This is a genomic window from Oceanisphaera pacifica, from assembly GCF_017498065.1.
GTDB lineage: Bacteria > Pseudomonadota > Gammaproteobacteria > Enterobacterales > Aeromonadaceae > Oceanimonas > Oceanimonas pacifica.
On sequence record NZ_JAGDFX010000001.1, the window covers coordinates 229,829 to 252,342 of the forward strand.

Genomic DNA, 22,514 nt, shown 5'->3' on the forward strand with positions numbered 1-22,514 from the left:
GCTGTTCTTAAACAGCCGTTAGCTCGTCTAGCGGCCAGCGAGGGCGCGCACGCACGGCTAGTGGCTCTGTATCGCCGGCTTTTAAACGCTGTAATCCAGCAAAGGCGATCATGGCACCATTATCGGTACAATATTCATTGCGCGGATAAAAGGCTTCCCCATTCAGGCTCGTCATTAACTCACTCAGCTGGGCGCGTAACGATACATTAGCGCTTACGCCACCTGCTACTACTAATCGGTTTAAGCCAGTTTGCGTTAACGCTCGCTTACATTTAATGGCTAAAGTATCGACCACTGCTTGCTGAAACGCATGAGCAATATCGGCCCGAGTTTGTTGATTATCTCGCCCCGCGGCCACTTCCTCAGCCATGGCAGTAGCGGTGGCGGTTTTTAAGCCAGAAAAACTAAAATCTAAACCCGGTTTAGCAGTCATAGGGCGAGGGAATATAAAACGCTCCGGCGTACCCGATTCAGCTAGCTTGGCTAAGCGAGGGCCGCCTGGGTAATCTAAATCCATTAACTTGGCTGTTTTATCAAAAGCCTCACCCGCGGCATCATCAACTGACTCACCCAATATTTGATAGCGCCCAATACCATCAACACGCACCAGTAATGTATGGCCTCCGGACACCAATAAGGCGACAAACGGAAATGCAGGGGCATCGTCTTCTAACATAGGCGCCAGTAAATGCCCTTCCATATGATGCACAGCCACTGCCGGTTTATCCCAAGCAAAAGCCAGGCTGCGACCAATGGTGGCCCCCACCATTAACGCCCCCATTAAGCCCGGTCCTGCGGTAAAGGCCACGCCATCAATATCGTCTTTGCTGCAACCGGCATCGGCCAATGCTGCTTCAATTAAGGGAATGGTTTTACGAATATGGTCACGACTCGCAAGCTCCGGCACAACGCCGCCATAGTCCGCATGCAATGCCACTTGGCTATATAATTGGTGAGCCATAATGCCCAGCTTATCGTCATAAATGGCGATGCCAGTTTCATCACAAGAGGTTTCTATTCCTAATACACGCATGTTAGTCATTCAAAGCTGTCGAAAAAGTGGGAGTTATGTTACCCTTTAAGTGGTTTTTTAACCAGCGAACCTCTGTGGGACTTTACTTTAGGTTAGGGTTCAGAGTAGAATTTCGCACCATTTTTATTAGTCAGACTGATTTATAAAAAATCAGTTAACCGAGGTGAGAGGCACATGCCAGTAATTAAAGTACGTGAAAACGAGCCGTTTGATGTAGCTCTACGACGCTTCAAACGCTCTTGTGAAAAAGCCGGTATTCTTTCTGAAGTGCGCCGTCGCGAGTATTACGAAAAGCCAACAACAGAGCGTAAGCGCGCAAAAGCAGCTGCCGTTAAGCGTCACGCTAAGAAATTGTCTCGTGAAAACGCACGTCGCATCCGTCTGTACTAAGTTGTTATTGATCTCATGTCCTTAAAAGAGCAACTCTCTGAACAGCAAAAAATTGCCATGCGTGCCAAAGACAAGGCGCGCCTCGGCACCTTGCGTATGCTGCTGGCAGAGATCAAACAAAAAGAGATAGATAGCCACGAAAGCTTGACCGATGAAGCTATCGTCACCATAGTTACCAAAATGGTAAAACAGCGCAAAGACGCCGCTTCTATTTATGATGAAGCTGGTCGTAAAGAACTTGCTGATGGTGAGCGTCAAGAAATCGTGGTGCTGCAAGAGTTTTTGCCGCAACCTCTTAGCGCAGACGAACTGGAAACTTTACTCACTGCTGCCATTGCCGATACCGGCGCAAATGGCATGCAAGATATGGGTAAAGTAATGGCGGTATTAAAACCGCAAATCCAGGGGCGTGCAGATATGGGTAAGGTAAGCGCGAGCATTAAAGCCAAACTGGCTTAAAAGCAAAGCGATACCCTACTAACGAGCCGTGCCTCTTTTGGGGCACGGCTTTGTTTTTTCTTCGCTATCCCGGTGAATCATGTCAGGCAGAATCCCCCAATCATTTATTGACGACCTTTTGGCTAGAACCGATATCGTCGATCTTATCGATCAGCGGGTAAAGCTCAAAAAAACGGGTAAAAATTATCAAGCCTGCTGCCCATTTCATAACGAAAAGTCCCCCTCTTTTACCGTCAGTCACGAAAAACAGTTTTATCACTGTTTTGGTTGTGGTGCCCACGGCACAGTGCTGGGCTTTTTAATGGAATACGATGGCTTAGAGTTTTTAGATGCCATAGACGAGCTCGCCAGTATGCACGGGCTAACCGTGCCACGCGAGAACAGCAAGTCCTCACTTAGCCCACAACAACAAGCGGCCGCTAAAGCGGTACGCCAAGACTTATATGCCCAGCTGAACGACATTAGTCGCTTTTATCAAACTCAGCTGCGCCAATCACAAGACGCCATTCAGTATCTCAAAAAACGCGGCCTAAGCGGTGAAGTGGTCAAACGCTTTAACATCGGCTATGTACCCGAGCAATGGGATAGCGTAAAGCGTCAATTTGCCCCTAATAATGAAGCCGAACATCAGCTTACTGAAGGCGGCATGCTGATTAAAAGTGATAGTGGCCGAGTATACGACCGCTTTCGCGATCGTATTATGTTTCCTATTCACGATCGCCGTGGCCGTGTAATTGGCTTTGGTGGCCGTGTGTTAGGTGATGGCACCCCTAAATATTTAAACTCGCCAGAAACGCCGGTGTTCCATAAGGGCCGAGAGCTATATGGCTTATATGAAGTTCGCCAAGCTCACCGTAATCCTGAGCGCATCTTAATTGTAGAAGGCTATATGGATGTGGTCGCGCTTGCGCAATTTGGCATCGACTATGCCGTAGCAAGCCTAGGCACCGCCACCACACCCGAGCATCTACAGTTGCTATTTCGTACCACTCGTGAAGTTATTTGTTGCTACGACGGCGATCGCGCTGGACGAGAAGCCGCATGGCGCGCACTCGAAAATGCGCTACCATTACTACAAGATGGTCGTAGCTTAAAATTTGTTTTTTTACCCGATGGTGATGACCCAGACACTCGAGTGCGTAAACTGGGTAAAGACGCCTTTACCCAAGAGCTGGAGCAAGCGCAAGATTTTGGTGACTTCTTATTTGAACGCCTGGGCCAAAATGCCATGACAGGTGACGCTGGCCAGCATGAATTAGCCAATAAAGCGGCAGAAGCCATTATGCGAGTACCAGAAGGATTCACCCGCGAAGGGCTAATTACTCAACTCTCTCGACAGCTAAACTGGGGGGAAAATGAGCGACGAGTGCGCGACTTATTTAGCCGATTGCAGCCAAGTGGGTCAACAACAACCGACTCTAGGCCAATAAATTCAAAGATAAAGCTCACACCTATTCGCCGAGCTATTGCACTTGTGCTACAATATCCGGCTGCGGCGTCTAACTTGCCTGATATGCCAGAATTCACCGAGCTGACTATGCCCGGTATGGATTTACTGCGAGACCTACTCGCTCAAATACGAGCTCAGCCCAGTATTACCACAGCTCAGCTGCTTGAACATTGGCGTGGACACAGCTTTGCAAAAGCATTGGCAAGACTTGCAATGGCAGAAGAGCTGTTTGCAGGCGAGAATATAGAGCAAGAGCTACAAGATACTTTCGTCGTCCTAATTAACGATTATCTTGAAAGTCATATCGACATGCTGCAACAAAAGAGCAAACAAGGCGGTCTAACGCCGATAGAAACACAAGAATTAATGCTATTACTCAGCGAAAGTAAAGCAAATAATAACTGAACATTGAAAATTGAGGGTTATGCCCTCATATAGTAACTAAACCCGATAAGCGGGCATTATAAAATCCTAGAAGCTGCAACACCCCCATGACTAAGTCTGGCGTGTTAGCAGGCATACACCAACAACACAGCGGCGTTGGTTAAGTTTTGTTATCACCGGCTGATTATGTATCACACTAGTGTGTACCTAATTGCCTACACCCTCTTGCAACATCTAACCGGACGAGTTCTATGGAGCAAACCCCACAGTCACAGCTTAAACTTCTCGTTGCCAAAGGTAAAGAACAGGGGTACCTGACTTACGCCGAGGTTAACGACCACCTTCCACAAGACATTGTCGACTCAGATCAAATTGAAGATATCATTCAAATGATCAACGACATGGGCATTCAGGTAGTAGAAACTGCCCCCGATGCCGATGATCTGATGATGACTGAAACATCGGCCGATGAAGATGCCGCAGAAGCCGCCGCTCAAGCACTGGCTTCTGTTGAATCTGAAATTGGCCGCACCACTGATCCTGTACGCATGTATATGCGTGAAATGGGTACAGTAGAACTGCTGACCCGCGAAGGCGAAATTGTGATCGCCAAGCGGATTGAAGAAGGTATTAATCAAGTACAAAGCTCGGTTTCTGAGTATCCTCAGACCATAACCACTTTGCTTGATCAGTTTGATCGCTTTGAAGCAGGCGACATCAAGCTCAGCGATATTATCACCGGATTTCTTGACCCAGACTCTACCGAGACTGCAGCTCCCACAGCCACGCATATTGGCTCTGAGCTCAGCGAAAAAGAACTGGAAGATGAAGACGACGATGAAAAAGACGAAGACGAGGAGGACGAAGAAGAGGTTGATACCGGCCCCGATCCTGAACTCGCTCGTGAAAAATTTGGTGCGCTGCGTGAACAGTACGAAATTATGCGCAGTGTTATTGAAAGCAAAGGTCGCGCCTCTGCTGAAGCCATTAAAGAAATCGACGAGCTTGCTTATATCTTCCGTGAGTTTCGCTTAATACCTAAACAGTTTGATCGTTTAGTTAACGCCATGCGTGACACCATGACGCGCGTTCGCGTACAAGAACGCCTCATTCTCAAGTTATGTGTAGATCAGTGTAAAATGCCGAAGAAAACCTTCGTGCAGAACTTTGCCCAAGATGAAAGTAACCCAGAGTGGTTTAACAAACAGCTGGCAGCTGGCAAAAGCTGGTCACCACGCTTAGAAGAAGTAGCTGAAGACGTATTACGTTCTATTAGCAAAATTAGGCAAGTAGAAGAAGAAACTGATTTAACCATACTGCAAATAAAAGATATCAACCGCCGTATGAGCATAGGCGAAGCCAAAGCGCGCCGTGCCAAAAAAGAAATGGTTGAAGCTAACTTGCGTCTGGTTATTTCCATTGCCAAAAAATACACCAACCGTGGTTTGCAGTTCCTCGACTTAATTCAGGAAGGCAACATCGGCTTGATGAAAGCGGTAGACAAGTTTGAATACCGTCGTGGTTATAAGTTTTCAACTTATGCTACTTGGTGGATCCGTCAAGCGATCACCCGCTCTATTGCTGACCAAGCGCGCACCATTCGTATTCCGGTGCACATGATTGAGACTATCAACAAACTCAACCGTGTATCGCGACAAATGCTGCAAGAAATGGGTCGTGAGCCAACACCAGAAGAATTAGCACACCGCATGATCATGCCAGAAGACAAGATCCGCAAAGTGCTTAAAATTGCCAAAGAGCCAATTTCCATGGAAACGCCCATTGGTGATGATGAAGACTCCCACTTGGGCGACTTTATTGAAGATACAACCTTATCGTTACCGGCAGACCAAGCCACCAACGAAAGCTTGTGCAACGCTACCAAAGACGTACTCTCGGGCCTCACCGCACGAGAAGCAAAAGTACTGCGCATGCGCTTTGGTATCGATATGAACACTGATCACACGCTAGAAGAAGTAGGCAAACAGTTTGACGTTACCCGTGAGCGTATTCGTCAAATTGAAGCTAAGGCACTGCGCAAGCTACGCCACCCTAGCCGTTCAGAAGTGCTACGTAGCTTCTTAGACGAGTAAGCTAATACACCGTCTTGCACAATAAATGACAAAAGGGCGCACGCGCCCTTTTTCTTTGCCTATTCTTAGACTAAACCTAAGACCTATTTGCAACGGAAGAACGCAGAACCAACGGAAAATTAGAGATAAAATCTGAAAAGGATTTAATGGTAAAGGCTTAAGGGCAGTGGTGAGGGATTAGTGTTTAGTGAACAAGCCATTGGAATAACTCAAAACTGACAGCTTACCGCTGATAGCTGACGGCTCCTCGAAGGGGTTGGGTCATTGCGAGGAACGTAGTGACGCGGCAATCCAGTCTTAAACTTTATTTGGCGCTGGGCTCGGTAATAACTACTAGACGACAAAAAAGTTATGCCAACCGTCTAAAAATCAAACGGATATCAAGCTAGTCCACTAGACAGCAAGCACGGCTTTCCCTATAATCATCCCACTTTTGGCCCCTTAGCTCAGTTGGTTAGAGCACACGACTCATAATCGTTAGGTCCCCAGTTCGAGTCTGGGAGGGGCCACCATATACAGCAAGGGTTAACAGGTTAACAGCCGCTAACCCTTTTTTGTGGGGATACCTATGGGATACTTCTGGTAAGGAGTATCAGGTAACAATAGCGTACCATTGCAAGCTAATGTCCCTACTTTGCCCATCACTTGCGCCAGCCTGTAACCGTAAAGCCTCACTGTTTAGATCGGCGTAATACTGCCCCCCTTAATCGGCGTGTAAACCGCACCAACATAGCGCCAGCCCTTATCCCTTATGCTTCACAAACTCGCGCCTAACTCCGCGCCAGCGATAAAAGCGGCGGCTCTATGGGTAGGGGGTGGGTCAATCTCTATGCCCCTACTCGGTGGACACCGCACCCTCAAGCGTTTTTTTATGCCTGATAAATAAGGAATGTTTTTTGGTTATCTGGTTGGGCCGGTGGCGAGATTCGGCTTCTAGTTGTTCAAGTCTAGCGGCTGGCGCTCACTGACAAACGCCACTATAAAGACTAAGTAATGCCTGACGTACTCGCCAAGATATATCTACGCACACGGTTAGCTCATCGGTCACTATCTTAATTTGTGGTGAACTCCCCAATAGCGCAACCTCAGAGGGTCGGGCTAAAATGGTGATCCCTCCGCTTTTAATTACACACATCCCTAAGCTCTCGCGGTCGTACCCGATCATGATGCCGTCACGCTCAATAGAAAAGGCGGTTTGTGATGCCACTAATCTGGCCATGGTTATTTGTTGGGTGGCCATAGGTAAGATCCTCGTATTGATATACTGGTTTAACATCTGTGATCTAGGCAATAAAAAGCCCCCACTAATACAGTAAGGGCTTTATGGGGTTCTGGTGGTGCGTAAAGTCTGCCGCGCTAGATTGTTATTTTAGTACCGCTTATTTCTCCACGGTTCGGGGGGGTGTATAGGTGCGGCATTTGAATAACTAAACGTCCTACATCATACCGGCTACCCTCTGTCACTGACTCTAAAGCGCTCGCGGCTTTGCGGATACCTGCCATAATTTCGCCAACTTTATCATCTTGTATATACTCAATAAGCTGGCGCTCGTACTCCGCTAGCTCATCACTATGCACAATACGAGCAACATGATCGCGTGTATCTGTAAGCGCTGCTATCTGCTCGCTTACCTCTAACGCCTTGCGCTCTAAGCCTCTAAGCGCTGCGGCTCTCTGGTTGGCTTCTTCTAAGCTCTTTTGTGCTGCGGCTTTGGCTTTGGTTAATGCTGCCTGTGCTGCTTTCTTATCTTCGGCCGAACTCATACCAAGCGCATCTAGCGCGGCCAATTCATCAAGTTTAGCCTGTGCAATAGCTATATCATCTTGGCTTTCTTCTTCGCTTGTTCCTTCACTATAACTCGCTATAAGATCGGCTATCTTTTCTGCATCCTGATCCATAGATTCCAACTGATCGTTAAATGCCATAAGTGCCACAGCGTTAGCTTCTGGCCGCTCACCTTCTAGCGTTGCAAGTGGCTCCGCCAAGCTGTGTATGGTTTCAGTTAGCCTATCATGGTTAGCTTGGCACTCGTCTAGGGCCCGTTCAGCTTCCTCCATTGCCTGTAAATGGCTCGATAATGCTAGGGCTTGACCTGAGTCTATAAGCATACGCTTACGGCCAGCGGGCGATAACCTTAAGCTAAGAGCAGCACGAACCTGATCCCGTTCTTCTCTGCTTGGCACCTGCATATTAATATCTACACCTACATGGTGGTTTGCTTCCTTAGCTACTGAGCAAGCCCCAAGGGTTGCGCGGTCTACCGCTTGAGCTAAGTCGTCGAGCTCGCTTTCTGCTTTGGCCAGCTCTGCGCGTTTGGCTTGTGATTCAGTAATCCAGTTGCGCCAAGTGGTGGCGCTATTGCTTTTTGTAGTCATTGCTTAGCCTTATCGGTTATGGTCTTTGCTTCTACTTGAGCGGCTACTCTTACGATCCGCTCTTTAATATCTTGTGGGGCTGCCTCTAGTGCCTGCCCTAACTGTTGCGCCTCTCTGTTAACCTTTACTTGGTTTAGAAAAGTGGAAAGGCTGGCATTGTTTCGGCTAGTGAACATGGTGGCGTACCTCTGCATTATGGCTAATGCTGTCGAGCACCAAGAGCCAACCGGCGGCGCTCACATCTCCACCCTCTGCCCTATCATTCAAGAGCTCAATCAACTCACGGCGGCGGCGCTTGGTCATAGTGACCTGCCGCCCTCGCCCTTGGCCCTTACTGCTCATAACCACCCCTTTAACTGTATTTATATACAGTACAATAGTACCTTTGCTGGTCTTTATTGCAAACCATCAATCACGCACCCGCTCGCACAAAAACATGGGTCCTTATTCGCTTTCTTGTGTCGTCCACGGGGGCGTAGAGCCGCGGACTTCGGCTAATTTTCGGGGCTCTAGGGTCGTCAGCAGCACCAAGCCCCACCCCTTGCCGTTGTTGGCCTTGTCGGTGTTGGTACTGTTGATATAAAAATGCTTAACGGTCAGCAGATTATTAGCTAGCGGGTAAAGATGATCGGCACTTTAGGCGCTGGCGTTTGGTGTAATGGCGGGTAAGTGGTGGCGGTTATACATTAGCGGAACGAACACCCGTAAAATTACGGGCGTAACTTTGCGCCCGTTGGTGCGGTATGTTCTCAAAGTCGGATTTCCAGCTTTGGTTACTTTTGCTCAACCGCCGAAAAGTTGGCGGTTGCCTACAAGCTATTTTTACAAACATTCCAAGTTGTTGTTTAGGCTGGTACTCAAGCCTTATTTGGCAAGGGTTCGGCCACTGTTGATAAACAACAACCACATCTAATAAATTTTTAAATAGCCAAAGGTCGAGCCTCCACGCACCCGTAAGGGGTCCCCTCTCGGGAGTACCTTTTTATTCGGCTTGCCGTCTCATTAGCAATAACAGCTAACCATTAGCAGTGTTAGCTAATAGGTCGGTGAACATATCGAACCGCCAGTTTTACGGTTTTAGTAAAAGGTTTACTGTTTTGGGGAATGTTTCCCTGTTTTTGGGAAAGATTAGAAGGGGCGGCATAAGTTAGGTAAAGGCCGAATGTCAGGGGTAGGATGCTCATTTAATCCATGGCGGCGTAATAACCGGCCAGCGCCCCGAGCCGCTTTCGTCCAGCACACTAGCGTAAGCTTAATATTGTTATTAACTGCCAAGATTAGCAGCTCTATATGGCTAGTATATAAAGTGCCCCGATTATCGGGGTGGGCTAGGCGGTCAGTAACAGCTTTACCGCCCCGATTTTCGGGGCTATTAAAGATGAACCGGCGTTAACCTGCCCCGTTTATCGGGTCTATTACGAGATTAGCAGCCCCGATTATCGGGGTGGGGAAAATCGAATAAGGCAGAAATAAAAAAGCCCCTTATTGGGGCTATGCGGTCAACAAACTATTCTTATTTGGGGTCGTCAGCGCTCGCCCATCGTAAGGATCTAGGTAGCTACGCCTTAATGGTTGAGTGGTGGGCTCAACGTCGAACACTCGACCATTACCGTTGTAAGTATTGATCGGGCATATCGCCAGCCAAGTGAGCGCGTATAGAGTAGGCTGGCGCTTACCATCTACGCCGCCCTGACCTTGGCGAGTCTTTACAATTAAGCCGCGCTGTATTAGCTCTTTAATAGATCGCTCTATTGTGTCTTTACTCGCAAAGCCTCGCTTATTTAATATAGACCACGCCGCCGTGAGGTCGCCGTTATTGTGGCCGTTAACCTGCCTTGCAAACTCAAGGAGCAGCTTGATAGAACCGCCATTTAAGGCCATAAAATCAGGCCCATCTAATACCCGTCTCGGTATAGCAGCAAAGCCGCCCCTATCTCCGTTCCAAAAATCAGAGTTAACCGGCGCAGTCTTTCTTTTGCTGGCGCGTTTGGGTACACCATCCCGATCAATCTTAGCCATACCCTCCCCCTAGCGTATAACGCCACTGGCCAAAATAGCCCAGTAACTTTTAAAGGTTGAGGTATTCACTCTTTATCTATCGTTAGGTTAACCCCAGTAAACCAAGCTAAGCGGGCTGCGTCTTCATAACAAAGATCAGGCAATACTAAGCGCAGCCCGTCACCGCTTGATATTACAGCTTGAGCGCCCGCCGGTTCCCTAAGCTCAGCACTCATTGGCCAGCACTCAATAGAGAAGTTATCGCGCCTACATTGAACAAAAAAGCCCATGTTTTGATTGCTCACGGTGAAACGGCCGCCGCTCTGCTTGCAAACAGTAACTTCACCAAGAACACACACAAAAGAATGGCTAGGCGGTTCGCTAGGGTTACCCAAACCGGCAGCATTGCGGAATAATTCAAGCTGGCGCTGGTATTCGGCGTATTGCTCCCTTGCATCCTCTGTATCTGGGTTTAACTCGTACCGTTGGCAAAACTCGCTAAATGGCTTCATGCGCTAGCCTCCTGCTTAATACCAAACAAACGCAAAGACTCGGCACCATTCCAATTGGTAGCATGTTTAATCTCTGGCGCTGTCGGACAAATACCGATATTAAAAAGAACGGCTTTAGGTTGGCAGTTAGCACCAACAAAGGCGGCGCGGGCTTCATCCATAACCTGATCTTGAGTCAGGTTAGCAATAAAAGGGCCCATCATTAGATCAGCACCATCATGATCCACTGTGTGAATAAAAAAGTTAACCTGACTCATGCGCTCACCCCCTGCAAACTATCAATATTAACAATGCGGATTGCTGTTGGATTTGGAGCAATAACTTCTTGCTCATCTCGTCCAGCAATATAAACCATGCTCTTAGTGTCAATAATGACAGCCTCGGCCAAAAGTCTTGGGCCTGCGTCACTGCGGCTATACCTATTTAGAAGTGTGAAGTTTTCAGCAATCCTTTTATCAAGTGTCCAACTCAGACCTTGAATATTATCGGAATATCCACCTCGATAGACTTTCATTCCAGCAGATAAACCACGGAAAATAGCTAGTTCATCCGTATTCATCATCCGATCAAGGTCTTCCCTACTAGCGAGACTTAACCGAATAGATAGCGGGGTTATGTGCTCGTAAATGTTATCGCAAAGAGACCAGTTTTCTCCTAAAAGCTCAAACCACATCGAGCTAGGTGTGTGATTATAAAGTTCCTTAATCGCTTCCATGCGGTTATAGCTATTAGTAAACCGCATCAGCTCATTAACTTGTTGGCGTGTAATTAGATCAATTGGTTTCATGCTGCCACCCCCATAACTGGGTAACGGCTTACAAATACCAAAGAGCTAGCGCCAGCAATCGCGCGGGCTTCTTGTTCGGTGCTAGCCAATACGGTAATAAAGCGGATTTTCTGTATAGCAGCAATCCGCTGCTTGCCTTGGGCAATAACAAAGGTAAACTTATTAACAGCCATAGTCGTTAGCCTTTTAACGTTTGTGGTTAGAAGCCCGATCAGTGTTACAGCACTATCGGGCTTTGTTGTTTTTGCTTTGCTAGTGTCATACACTTGCTTTACCAAATAATAGTAAGCTGGAGTACAACACGTGTCAACAGTCATAAACGCTAAAGGCAACAAACAAATAAACTTCCGTGTGGAACCTGATTTGGAACAAGGCATCATAAAAGCCTTAAAAGAAGATGGGGATGCCTCTATGTCCGCTTGGATTAAGCGGGTCATACGCAAAGAGCTAAACTCGCGGGGTATTGAGCCAAAAGAGTGAGAAACACTGTTTTTAGACAAGCCGATCCCCTGAGCATTTCGCCCATTAATTAAATGTTTCATTGGTGGGTTCTCCGGTGGTTAAACCATTGCGGGATTATTTAGGGGGTACGGCGCGGCTAGTTGGGCCACTTCTGCCGGTGTAAGTGCTGGCGCATTACGTTTATGGCGCATCTGACTGATTAGACTAGCTAAGCGCTCGGCATCTTGGCAGTTCGCCACGCTGTAACGATAATGGCAGCCTATACCATCCGGATTATCCATAGATTCGCGGTTTAATCTAATGCCTAGGGCTCTTTCTGCTTTGCTGGCATAGTTCCGACCGGAAGAAAGGCGGCAATGCCTGAGAATGTCGCCCTCTGTTACACCTTTAGGCCATGATAGTAACAACATATAAGCCCGCTCGGTTTTTGTGGCTGGCTTTGTCGCTATTGGCTGGCGCTGTTGGTTGGTGCTACACTCTGTCTTGTCATTGTTGCGCTTTGTAGATTGTGGGGCTTGAACCTGTGCAGGGTTCAAGCCCTTTTTGTTTGCTGTCATGCTGATACCCCACCTTAAACTGATTGTGTGCCGCTTTGCCCATCAAGCCAAGCATCAAGATCGGCTTTTAAGTAAATCGCTTTCTTGCCGCATCGGTGATACTTGAGCCCATAACGCCCTGTACTGGCCCAGTTCGCTAATGTCTTATGCGCCAAGCCCAAATAAGCGGCGGCCTCTTTGCGGGTTAATCGCGGGTTTGCTTCTAGCTCAGCGGCTAAGCGGTTATTTAAAGCAGGGTGGTGCGTGGTGGTTTGCATGTATTGCCCCTTTCATTCGGTGGTTATGGGGGCATTATCTCGGGGGGTTTTAATTAGCTCTATCGAAAAGCGGAAAACTCAGAATTCGATAGTAATTTTAATTTAGTGCTATCGCTTTAAAAAATCACTTACTGGCCAACCGTAAAGGTGCGGCTCTTTATCTAGCGCCAGCATCATCCGATCCAAAAAATTGGCTTCCATTAGCTCTTTTATAAATGGTTTTCTTGTAGCGCCAACTTGAGCGCCGCTAACCGTAAAATCTGGGTGTAACGTAGCAGCCAGCAAATCATTTGTTATCCACACTTCGCGCATTTGCTCCCAAAACATTAAATCAAGCATAGGGATCGCGCGATAAATTATAATTTTAGTCAAGTTAGCTATCCCTGCTTTGTCTTTTTCTAGCTTCGGCTCTGGGTGTTTAAGTGACTCTCGCCAAAATGGCAACAATTGAGCTATATCGGTTAATATTTTTTCATCCGTGAACTCTGCAAGGTTTACAGCCACAGCCAGCCCCTCATCCATAGGTATTGCATGATCAAAAGTATCAAAATTAATGACGGCGTCCAGATCATCAATAACTGTCAATGTTCGCCCTCGGTCAGCCAAGGCACCATAAGCACCTGCTCCCCTCGCTCTCTTGTCCATATAAGCAAGTCTAGAATAAGTTATTGGCCTAATGCTCTCCTTTCCTTCCATTTGTCTGGCATGTTGTGGGGCGTTATTAACTGCGTGCAATCCTGTATCAAGGAGTGGGCTAAACGCTACCTTTAGCTGTCCATCATCATTAATTCCATGGAAAGGCATTTCAAAAAGTGATATTCGCTCAATTAGCTGATCTATAAACTCAGCCACTGGTAATTCCAATAGCACATCATACCGTTCTAATTTAAACCATTCGGGCAACTGCTCCGGTTTATTAATTCGCTTTGCCATTGTCTTATCCCTGTTCGGTGTCATTGCTGGCGCTGGTGTCGTCGTTGCCGTGTAGCTTGGCGGCCAGCTCGAACAACAAGCGGCGTTTGTCCTTTTCTGGCATTCCCTCTACCAAGGCGGCTAACTGGCTATCAATAGCCGCATCAGGTTTTTGCGCCAGCCCCGCATGTTCTAGCATGGCCCGCTCTATCCGTTCGGCCGGCCCTCTCAACTCGTCGGCACTAAAAGACAAATAACCCTCGGTTATATCGTCGCGCTTACTTTTATGGTTCATCAACCGCTTTAGAATGTAAGTTCCCACGCCTGCTAACTCTGCCACGCTGCCAAATGTGCGGCGGGCATCATGGCAAGTAAAGGCAATAGGGGTTAAACCATCAGAGTTAGGGCTTGGCACTGTTTGGGCTACTATTCTTTTAATGGTCTTTCTGGGCTCTTGGATGGGTTTAATATTGCTTGCACTCGGGAACACATAAACGCTAACCATGCCGCAAACATTCCAGCGGCGGCGAAAGATGGTTAACAAGGTATTGGTGATCGGTAGCTCTAAAGGGTCGCCGTTTTTTGTTTCTTCTATCCAAAAGAAACGCCCCCCAAGGTTTACCCGCTCCCATGTAAGACCGAACACCTCTGATCGCCTTAAACCGGTAAATAAAGCCAAGTCCAGCCCATCACAAATAGCGGCCGTTGTGTCTTGACGGTTCGCGGTGGCTTCACTTCGCACTTGCTCAACTGCGGCAAGCCAGCGGCCTAAATCATGGTTTCTTATTCGGCTAGTTTTGCGGGATACATGATTCCATTGCCGCTTTGTGGATAAAACCAAGGTAGGGGGATCAGGTAATAAAGTCGTCCCATCTTCGTCACGATAATGATCATGTGCAAAGCGATATACAGCCCGCAAAGAGCGCCCCCATAAATCGGCTTGCGCTTTACTGGCATTTCTCATTTTCACCGCTTGCCCGTCTTTGTTTATCCAGCTTATACGCCCCTCGCTAATTGCTTGGTGCTGTTGCTGTACTCGCTCCCGTGAAATATTGCGCAATGGCTGGCCCATCCAACCCTGTGAGTAATTACCTAGAGCAGCTCTGTATTGTTCGGCGGTGGTGGTTTTAATGCGCTCGCCTCGACTGCTTATGTATTCCTCAAGAGCTTCCAGCAAGGTAACGCTAGCTTTTTGGTGGATGCGGCGGGTTTCGTTCGGGTTATTGCCCGTGGTGGCAATATCGCGCAATACATTCATGGCTACACGCCGCGCACCATCAACGGTAAGGTCTGGCCATGTTCCAATAGTTGAGCGGATAAACTTTCCATTTTTTTTGCGGATCACACAAAAAACCTTACGGCCACTAGCAGCCACACGAACACGCAACCCTGATATTTTTGTATCAGCGTATTCTTTGCGGCCTATCTCCGGAATGGCTAAATCATTAATAGCCCGTTTAGTGAAGTTAAACCTGTCCAATTCACCGCCCCTATTTGCCATAATCGTTTGGTCTCGAGGGATACCCATGGGATACCTTGGGATACCAGTGGGATACTTTATATAGGTATTTGCAGGGAATCAAGAGTAACAACAGTTACGCGTAAGGCTCTGTTTTAATTATAGTAATATGCAAGCAGGTAACGACAGTGATTCCTTATCCGCATAACTCATAATCGTTAGGTCCCCAGTTCGAGTCTGGGAGGGGCCACCATATATAGTAAGGGTTAGCAGATTAATATCTGCTAACCCTTTTTTGTGCCTGCCTCCTTATGGTTAAGAGTGGGTCAAGTAATGGGTCAAATAAGCGCATAGCTGTTTGACTTATTGGCAGTGCCGTTGGCGCATCTGTTACTAAGCGAGTTACAAGCTAAACTACCAGAAAACAATCTTGAGCTAACTAAGACACGGTTACTGCTGCGTAAGCAAGAGCAGTGATGAGAAAAGTTGATAAGAGCTTCTTGCCGAGCCTCGACAACAGACGGTTCAGAGCTGGCGCTAATGCTGCGTTTAGTGCTGATTGATTATCTCAGTAAAGTGGAGAGACCACTTCCCATGGGAAACGGCATCAACTGAGTAATTGGAGTAAAACGAGGCTTAGGCACCTGTCCCTCTTCAAAAAATCCAGCGAACCTGAACCTAAGTTGCCACCCAATGAACCTAAGTTGCCACCCAATGTTAAATTGTTCCACTAATGAACCTAAGTTGCCACCCAATGTTAAATTAACCTAAGTTGCCACCCAATGTTAAATTGTTCCACTAAGACTCATTGTTCCACTAAGACTCATGTTGGGCCAGCCACCTAGATTTTTGGCTGTGATTGGCAAAATTGAATGGGATGAAAAACTAAAATGGAGCAGATTGCTCTTATTTGATGTGGTTTGCTAGTAATTTGCTTCGTTTAAACGATATTCAGGTAGCACTTGCGCACTCCTGTTGGAGTGTACGTATTTAGCTATGTTGATTGACGCTAAGTACTCAGCTTGACCAGTGCTGGCAACTTTTAAGGTGCGCGCGCCGCTGCATACCTAAGTGTTTGCAGTAACGCGTTAAGTCTTCAAGCGACCCAACCGGTCCGGTGAACAGATACTTAAACTCTTCGGTTATCTTTAACCAGTTTTCTAGCGGAATATTCAACCTGTTCAGTATGTTGGCGGTACTTTCTGCAATAGCACCTCGTTTATCATCGCGTAATATTCTGCCCATATCGTCCACGAGGGTGATGTAATCTTTGACGTCAAACAGTAAGCCTTTGGGTAACTGTTTGCGTTCATTACCCACAAAGGGCAGTAGACGCTTCGGTTGTCCCCCCTGTTTTGCTGCATCTATACGTCGCCTAATGCTGGTGTGCTTAGACTTTTCTGGGGTGGTGGCCATTTGTGCGCGAATGGGGTTTAAATCGACGTAGGTCATACAGGCCAACACCGCAGCTTCATCGAGTAAGGCTTGAGATTTAAAGCGCCCTTCCCAGAAGCGTCCGGTGCAGTTATCTTCCTTATTCGCTTGGCGAGCTATTGGCTCGTTTAAGGCGCGCATAAACCAGCTGATGTCTATCAGTCGACGTCGATACTCGGCAACCCTCTCGTTAAGTATGTCGATTTCATAAGCCTTAACGACCTCGCCGTTCGCAAACCGTTGGGTGAGCGGTGTGCCTTTAAACAGCTTATGCCATTGATTTACCACATCAATATCTCGCCAATTCACCGCTGTTTCTGCATCAATACGCAGCACCACATGCACATGATTAGACATAACCGCATAGGCGGTAATATCAATGGCAAACGCCTGCGTCAAAAACAGCAATCGCTTCTCTAACCATTGTCGACGGTGTTCAAACGTACGACCAGAAACCTCATCCACACCACACAAAAATGCCCTTCTCACCGTGCGACTTACGCAATGGTAAAAGGGCGTATCTTGTAAGCTCACTTGGGCAACCCGTGGTTTAGCCATCCTAGCCTCCTAAAAAGTTCAACCCTGAACATTTTAAGTATAGGTGATAGGCTAAAAAACAACCAATATCTATGGGTGGCCTGTTAGTTGGATTTGGTGATAGGCTAAAAAACAACCAATACCTATGGGTGGCCTGTTAGTTGTGTTAGTTGGATTTTTAGTATCCGATACTCACACCTTACGACAGAGGGCTACACCTTGCCCATCTGCGTCACTGACTATGTACTTTAGGCCGCCTAAAGAATAACAGTTTATCTGCTTCATTCTTTGCCTAAGAGCATGAGCTAGGAGTGTTATTCAATATGCTCAAACTGTCATACTCACTCTTAGGCTCGCTGAGTAAGGGCGGGGAGCTTCACTGTACCTTATAGGCGTTGGGCTTATCCAGCTACTTAGGAGCAATCGCAGATATGGGACATAGGCAGGAGATAAAAATAGACTATAACGTTCAAAGAGAGGCGATATGAAAAACAGTACTTTAATAGCTAGTTTGGCGGCCACGGGGACATTTTTTGCACTGTGCTGGCTGTTTTCGGGAGCTGCTGACAATGCATCTTGGTTAATGTCGCTTAACCCCATATCCTCATTTACCGGCTTAGCATTTGCGCTGTCTTTTGCGGCAGGCTTTCCTATTGGTTTGGCAATTGCTGCGGCCTGTGGGGTGTTTATATTAATTCCTGCGGCTGTGTTTTTTATTAGTCGTCGCTGGCTACGCCGTTATGATCTATAGCTAAAGATATAAGCAGCGCCAGCTAAGTTATAACCCTAATTAAGGAAGCTCTAACTAACAATCAAACCTTATTATTTTTCGTATGGCAGCCGGCGTTTAACAGGCGATGTGGGTGACTAGTTTTTTGATATGGAGCGGTACTGGATCTAAACAAGATACGGGACTGATACTGTTGTTTAAGATCAGTGGCAGTTCGGTGCAACCGAGTATCACTTGCTCTATTTTTTGCTCGATGACCATGTCATTTATAATGCGCAGCAGTTGTTGTTGGCTGGCGTCTGTTACCACGCCATGCTCTAGCTCGCTGGCGATAATTTGTTGAATTAACGCTATGTTGTCGGTGTTTGGAGTGACGACTTTGATACCGACTTCGGCAAAGCTGCGGGCAAAAAAGTCGTGATTCATGGTAAAGGCGGTGCCTAATAGGCCAACGGTATTAACCTTACTATCTTGTGCGGCATTTCGGGTAGCATCCAGCATGCTGATCAGTTCAATCGGCGAGCGCTTGACTAACTCATCAAACACAATATGGGTAGTGCCCGCAGTAAGAGCAGCACATTCTGCACCAGCAGCGGCAAGATGATGAATGGCGGTAAGCAGATATTCGGTTAAACCGGCAAGATCTTGTGCTTCACAGTATGCAAATACCTCGAAAGGGCTGAGGCTTTCAATGGATAACTTGGGCAATACTTCTGACCCTTTAAGCTGCCCTATTCCCGCAATTAACCCTTGGTAATATAAGACGGTAGCTTCAGGCCCAGTGCCACCGACTAATCCTAGCTTACGCATAGCGGGCTCCTTTCTCGTTAGAGGTTTTTCTGCTAATGGCTTAATGCCTTACTTTTGGCTAACAGCTTCTTTGATGTTAGTCCCTTTTGCGCTTGAATTCAGGTGCTAAAAGAGGGGAAAAGCAAACATTTATTACTATGCAGCTACGCACATGGCTTGAGCTTTTCTCACCATCAAATAAAAAATCATGATACTGAGTTAATTATCGCTTTTTACATGGGTTTTTATGGTTTTTGCAGCTAAAATCACTAATATTTTTCATTATTAGGGATATGGCTCTATGGGGACTCTGTTGATCTTAGTTGCGGTTATCGCTTTTATTGTGCTGGCAACAGCACGGTTTAAGTTACATCCGTTTCTTACCTTATTACTGGCAGCTTTTTTACTGTCTTTATTAAGTGGCTTACCGCTGGCAGATACAGCCAAAAACATCAGCAATGGATTTGGTGGTATTTTAGGCTATATCGGTCTAGTTATTGTACTTGGTACCATTATTGGCGTGATTTTAGAAAAAAGTGGTGCAGCCATTACCATGGCAGAAACCGTGATCCGTATACTCGGGCCACGCTTTCCTACGCTAACCGTGTCTATTATTGGCTATATTGTTTCTATTCCGGTGTTTTGTGATTCGGGTTATGTGATTTTAAATTCACTTAAACAATCCTTGGCCAATAGAATGCGAGTATCTAGTGTGGCCATGAGTGTGGCATTAGCGACTGGCTTATATGCGACACACACTTTTGTACCTCCAACTCCTGGCCCCATAGCGGCGGCGGGTAATTTGGGGCTAGAAAGTAGCCTTGGGCTGGTGATTGGCGTAGGGGTTTTAGTCTCAGCCTTTGCTGCTATGGCAGGTTTAGTGTGGGCTAACCGGTTTAAGAACGAACTGCCCGATGGTGAAGGTGCTGAAGAGCTACTTGAAAAAGCCGAAGAATTCGAAGAAATGAAGCAGAGCTATGGTGCGTTGCCTAGTACTTTTAATGCTTTTGCACCTATTTTTGTACCCATTATTCTGATCTGCTTGGGCTCTGTGGCCAGCTTCCCTACCTTGCCACTGGGTGATGGTCATACTTATGAAATACTCAACTTTTTAGGCCAACCGTTAAATGCACTATTAATTGGTCTATTTTTGTCGGTACGTTTAATTAAAGGCAAAAATAAACTAGAAGTATTCAGTGAACACATTGCCGCAGGTTTAGTTTCCGCTGCTCCCATCTTACTTATTACCGGTGCAGGGGGTGCTTTTGGTGCTGTGATTAAGGCAACCGATGTAGGTAGTTATTTGGGGATGACATTATCGGGGTTAGGCATTGGTATTTTTATGCCTTTTATTGTTTCTGCGGCTCTCAAGTCTGCACAAGGCTCTTCTACGGTCGCGTTGGTAACAACTTCAGCATTGGTTGCGCCTATGCTGGGTGACATTGGCTTGGGGAGTGAAATGGGCCGCGTGTTAACGGTAATGGCTATTGGTGCAGGTGCCATGACAGTGTCTCATGCTAATGACAGTTTCTTTTGGGTCGTCACTCAGTTTAGTAAAATGAGTGTCCCTCAAGCCTATCGTGCACAAACTATGGCCACCTTAGTACAAGGTGTCACAGGCATAGCCGTCGTGTATGTGCTTACATTAATTTTGTTATAAGGCTGATAGTCTCTTTGAGATTGGCTCCCATATTAAGGTATGGGAGCCAAGGTTAAGCGATGGTTTTTGCTAAACACCGATTATGCAGTCGGCGAGCGTACTAGGATGTTAAGGCTGTATTCGATAAAGGGGAAGCGCTGGCTGGTGTCGGCTTACCCAACAAGTAACCTTGCAATATGTCGCAACCTAGCCGGGTCAATAACATCTGCTGCTCTGACGTTTCTACGCCCTCTGCCACTATACGCATGCCTAAGGTCTTTCCTAACGCAATAATCGCCTGCACTATGGCCTCATCATCGTTGCCCTGCTCTAGCTCAGTAATAAAACCTCGGTCAATTTTCAGCTCATTAGCAGGTAATTGCTTCAGATAGAGCAAACTAGAGTAGCCGGTACCAAAATCATCAATAGAAATGGCGACGCCAAGCGCAGACAAGTTATTGAGCACTTTAAGGCTAGTCTCTGCGTCATGCATAGCAGTAGACTCGGTAACTTCAAGCACCAGCTGTGAGGGTGAAAGTTCATGTTTTTTTAGTGTCGCCGCAACAACATCAACTAAACTTGTATGTTGTAATTGTAACGCAGATAAATTGACCGCCACGCTACAATCTCTGTGTCCTTGAAGACTCCACACTTTCATCTGCCGGCAAGCTTCATTAATGACCCAGTTGCCGATAAGAACAATTAGACCAGAGCTTTCTGCCAGGGGCAGAAAGCGATCAGGGGTTATAAAGCCGTGTTTGGCACTTTGCCAACGTATTAATGCCTCTAAGCCGCTCATAGAACCATCCGTCGCCTTAAACTTAGGCTGGTAATAGAGCATCAATTCGTTGTTATCAATGGCTTGCCGTAGGTCTTGTTGCAATTGCATCTGCAACTGTACGTCTGCATTCATAGCCTGCTCAAAAAAACGATAACTATTACGGCATTGTTGTTTAGCGTGATGCATAGCCGCGCTTGAGTTAACCATTAGCTGATGTGGACTTTTTCCATCTTGCGGATAAATAGCAATGCCAATACTCGCAGAGGCATGCACGGCTTGATTTGAGATTTGAAAAGATTGCTCTAAAGCATCAATTAGGCGATTTGCCATTAATGCAGACTGTTCAGGAGAGGCAGGCTCAATCAAGAGTACATATTCATCGCCACCGATTCTAGAAACAGTATCTCCTTCACGAGATACTTGCTGTAAGCGACGTGCAATCGCTTTTAATAACTTATCGCCCACATGGTGACCAAAGGTTTCATTGATAGCCTTAAAACCATCTAAGTTCATAAAAAGTACTGCAAACTCACCGCTACTGCGCTCAGAACGATATATGGCTCGTTTTAATCGATCTTCTAACAGCATACGGTTAGGCAAACGTGTTAGTTGATCATGTAACGCCAGTTCAGTTAGCTCATTATTCGCTTCATTAAGCGAATGAGATAGTCGATCTGTTCGAACATCGAGCATCGAGCATCGAAATAATAAGTGCAATAGCAAACACTGCTAAGCTGACAATAATAACGAGTATTGCTAGCCATTTAGTGTCAATTCCGCTATTGGTCGCACCACAAAAGCTATTTAGCGGGAATTTAGAAGCGGCGATGTCAGTATAATGCATACCTACAATGGCGCAGCCCATCACCAGTGAGGCGCCAATACGAGTAAAGGCTGTGCGCTTAGAATCATAGCGCAGACGAAAAGCTAACCATAAAGCCGCGATTGAGGCAAAAATGGCAATCACAATCGATAGCACAAATATCCAAGGCACATAAACAATACGCGGCGTCATTAGCATGGCTTCCATGCCAGTGTAATGCATACTGGCAACCCCTCCACCCATCAGGATTCCCCCTGAGATAAGACGCTTGATAGGCAGTGTCTCTTTACAGACTAAATGCAAGGCAAGTGCTGAGGAGGCGATTGCAATAAGTAGTGAAATGAAGGTAAGAGGAACGTCGTAACCTAACGCTATCGGCAGATTAAAGGCCAGCATTCCGATAAAGTGCATCGACCAAATGCCAAATCCCATCGCGAATGAGCCACCAGCCAGCCAGCACATTGCCGTTTTACCAGAGGTATTAGATACTCGACTCGCCATATTAAGAGCGGTGTAAGATGCTAATACAGCAACAATGATTGAGCAGATAACGAGTATCTGGTTATGACTGCTTGCTAACATTAGGTTCCTATTTATATAGAGGTATTAGAGGGGCGCCATCACACCCTATGACGCCAAAAGAACTTTTTCG

General features: G+C 46.7%; 23 protein-coding genes, 1 tRNA gene and 1 pseudogene. 7 read left to right on the forward strand and 18 right to left on the reverse strand.

What is annotated here, in order from left to right; genetic code table 11:
* Window positions 1-7 precede the first annotated feature (7 nt).
* A complete protein-coding gene (gene tsaD / locus J3U76_RS01060; protein ID WP_208003892.1) occupies window positions 8-1,033 on the reverse strand; it encodes a tRNA (adenosine(37)-N6)-threonylcarbamoyltransferase complex transferase subunit TsaD in 1,026 nt (341 codons plus the stop codon).
* 174 nt (window positions 1,034-1,207) lie between these two features.
* Between tsaD and rpsU the strand changes: the two genes are divergently transcribed.
* The 5 genes and pseudogenes from rpsU (at window position 1,208) to J3U76_RS01085 (ending at window position 6,321) form a co-directional block, all read left to right on the forward strand.
* Window positions 1,208-1,423: a 30S ribosomal protein S21 gene (rpsU, locus tag J3U76_RS01065; RefSeq protein WP_208003813.1), complete on the forward strand. Its 216-nt coding sequence runs from the start codon at window positions 1,208-1,210 to the stop codon at window positions 1,421-1,423.
* Window positions 1,424-1,438: 15 nt separating this feature from the next.
* Window positions 1,439-1,882: a GatB/YqeY domain-containing protein gene (locus J3U76_RS01070; RefSeq protein ID WP_208003814.1), complete on the forward strand. Its 444-nt coding sequence runs from the start codon at window positions 1,439-1,441 to the stop codon at window positions 1,880-1,882.
* Between the two features lie 79 nt (window positions 1,883-1,961).
* The gene (gene dnaG / locus J3U76_RS01075) at window positions 1,962-3,737 is read left to right on the forward strand and encodes a DNA primase (protein ID WP_208003815.1); all 1,776 of its coding nucleotides are present in this window, start codon (window positions 1,962-1,964) and stop codon (window positions 3,735-3,737) included.
* A gap of 224 nt (window positions 3,738-3,961) precedes the next feature.
* Window positions 3,962-5,809 (forward strand): annotated as a pseudogene (gene rpoD, locus J3U76_RS01080) (RNA polymerase sigma factor RpoD); the annotation flags it as partial.
* A 435-nt stretch (window positions 5,810-6,244) separates the two neighbouring features.
* Window positions 6,245-6,321, forward strand: a tRNA-Ile gene (locus J3U76_RS01085).
* Window positions 6,322-6,770: 449 nt separating this feature from the next.
* On the opposite strand, the gene J3U76_RS01090 is transcribed toward J3U76_RS01085, so the two are convergent.
* From J3U76_RS01090 to J3U76_RS01155, 14 genes are all read right to left on the reverse strand, one after another.
* On the reverse strand, window positions 6,771-7,049 hold the full coding sequence (locus J3U76_RS01090; protein WP_208003817.1) for a hypothetical protein: 279 nt from the start codon (window positions 7,047-7,049) through the stop codon (window positions 6,771-6,773).
* A gap of 116 nt (window positions 7,050-7,165) precedes the next feature.
* Complete coding sequence (locus tag J3U76_RS01095; protein WP_208003818.1) at window positions 7,166-8,185, reverse strand: hypothetical protein; 1,020 nt, start codon at window positions 8,183-8,185, stop codon at window positions 7,166-7,168.
* Window positions 8,182-8,361, reverse strand: coding sequence for a hypothetical protein (locus tag J3U76_RS01100; RefSeq protein WP_208003819.1), 180 nt, complete (start codon window positions 8,359-8,361; stop codon window positions 8,182-8,184). The genes J3U76_RS01095 and J3U76_RS01100 overlap by 4 nt, the downstream gene beginning before the upstream one ends.
* On the reverse strand, window positions 8,351-8,527 hold the full coding sequence (locus J3U76_RS01105) for a hypothetical protein (protein WP_208003820.1): 177 nt from the start codon (window positions 8,525-8,527) through the stop codon (window positions 8,351-8,353). The genes J3U76_RS01100 and J3U76_RS01105 overlap by 11 nt, the downstream gene beginning before the upstream one ends.
* A gap of 1,149 nt (window positions 8,528-9,676) precedes the next feature.
* Window positions 9,677-10,204 (reverse strand): hypothetical protein, encoded by a 528-nt coding sequence (locus tag J3U76_RS01110; protein ID WP_208003821.1) that lies wholly within the window; start codon window positions 10,202-10,204, stop codon window positions 9,677-9,679.
* Between the two features lie 65 nt (window positions 10,205-10,269).
* Entirely contained in the window at window positions 10,270-10,695 is a 426-nt protein-coding gene (locus tag J3U76_RS01115) for a hypothetical protein (protein WP_208003822.1), read from the reverse strand.
* Window positions 10,692-10,952 (reverse strand): hypothetical protein, encoded by a 261-nt coding sequence (locus tag J3U76_RS01120; RefSeq protein ID WP_208003823.1) that lies wholly within the window; start codon window positions 10,950-10,952, stop codon window positions 10,692-10,694. Before J3U76_RS01120 ends, J3U76_RS01115 begins: the two co-directional genes overlap by 4 nt.
* The gene (locus J3U76_RS01125; protein ID WP_208003824.1) at window positions 10,949-11,482 is read right to left on the reverse strand and encodes a hypothetical protein; all 534 of its coding nucleotides are present in this window, start codon (window positions 11,480-11,482) and stop codon (window positions 10,949-10,951) included. The genes J3U76_RS01120 and J3U76_RS01125 overlap by 4 nt, the downstream gene beginning before the upstream one ends.
* Window positions 11,479-12,024, reverse strand: a complete 546-nt coding sequence (locus J3U76_RS01130; RefSeq protein ID WP_208003825.1) for a hypothetical protein — start codon at window positions 12,022-12,024, stop codon at window positions 11,479-11,481. The genes J3U76_RS01125 and J3U76_RS01130 overlap by 4 nt, the downstream gene beginning before the upstream one ends.
* Before the next feature lie 18 nt (window positions 12,025-12,042).
* Window positions 12,043-12,501 carry a hypothetical protein gene (locus J3U76_RS01135; RefSeq protein WP_208003826.1) on the reverse strand — a complete coding sequence of 153 codons (459 nt, stop codon included), beginning with the start codon at window positions 12,499-12,501 and terminating at the stop codon, window positions 12,043-12,045.
* 14 nt (window positions 12,502-12,515) lie between these two features.
* Complete coding sequence (locus tag J3U76_RS01140) at window positions 12,516-12,758, reverse strand: helix-turn-helix domain-containing protein (RefSeq protein WP_208003827.1); 243 nt, start codon at window positions 12,756-12,758, stop codon at window positions 12,516-12,518.
* A gap of 108 nt (window positions 12,759-12,866) precedes the next feature.
* On the reverse strand, window positions 12,867-13,691 hold the full coding sequence (locus J3U76_RS01145) for a DUF6387 family protein (protein ID WP_208003828.1): 825 nt from the start codon (window positions 13,689-13,691) through the stop codon (window positions 12,867-12,869).
* Window positions 13,692-13,695: 4 nt separating this feature from the next.
* Complete coding sequence (locus tag J3U76_RS01150) at window positions 13,696-15,198, reverse strand: tyrosine-type recombinase/integrase (protein ID WP_243453969.1); 1,503 nt, start codon at window positions 15,196-15,198, stop codon at window positions 13,696-13,698.
* Between the two features lie 948 nt (window positions 15,199-16,146).
* Window positions 16,147-17,121 carry a transposase gene (locus tag J3U76_RS01155; RefSeq protein WP_208003829.1) on the reverse strand — a complete coding sequence of 325 codons (975 nt, stop codon included), beginning with the start codon at window positions 17,119-17,121 and terminating at the stop codon, window positions 16,147-16,149.
* A gap of 463 nt (window positions 17,122-17,584) precedes the next feature.
* Between J3U76_RS01155 and J3U76_RS01160 the strand changes: the two genes are divergently transcribed.
* Complete coding sequence (locus tag J3U76_RS01160; protein ID WP_208003830.1) at window positions 17,585-17,851, forward strand: hypothetical protein; 267 nt, start codon at window positions 17,585-17,587, stop codon at window positions 17,849-17,851.
* 96 nt (window positions 17,852-17,947) lie between these two features.
* Here the strand turns inward: J3U76_RS01160 and J3U76_RS01165 are convergent, their stop codons facing one another.
* Window positions 17,948-18,640, reverse strand: a complete 693-nt coding sequence (locus J3U76_RS01165) for an aspartate/glutamate racemase family protein (RefSeq protein WP_208003831.1) — start codon at window positions 18,638-18,640, stop codon at window positions 17,948-17,950.
* A gap of 280 nt (window positions 18,641-18,920) precedes the next feature.
* Here J3U76_RS01165 and J3U76_RS01170 point away from each other — a divergent pair, with 280 nt between their 5' ends.
* Window positions 18,921-20,279 carry a GntP family permease gene (locus J3U76_RS01170; protein WP_208003832.1) on the forward strand — a complete coding sequence of 453 codons (1,359 nt, stop codon included), beginning with the start codon at window positions 18,921-18,923 and terminating at the stop codon, window positions 20,277-20,279.
* A 100-nt stretch (window positions 20,280-20,379) separates the two neighbouring features.
* Here J3U76_RS01170 and J3U76_RS01175 read toward each other — a convergent pair whose 3' ends face one another.
* A complete protein-coding gene (locus J3U76_RS01175) occupies window positions 20,380-21,732 on the reverse strand; it encodes a putative bifunctional diguanylate cyclase/phosphodiesterase (protein ID WP_208003833.1) in 1,353 nt (450 codons plus the stop codon).
* The gene (locus tag J3U76_RS01180; RefSeq protein ID WP_208003834.1) at window positions 21,692-22,444 is read right to left on the reverse strand and encodes an MHYT domain-containing protein; all 753 of its coding nucleotides are present in this window, start codon (window positions 22,442-22,444) and stop codon (window positions 21,692-21,694) included. Before J3U76_RS01180 ends, J3U76_RS01175 begins: the two co-directional genes overlap by 41 nt.
* Between the last annotated feature and the right edge of the window lie 70 nt (window positions 22,445-22,514).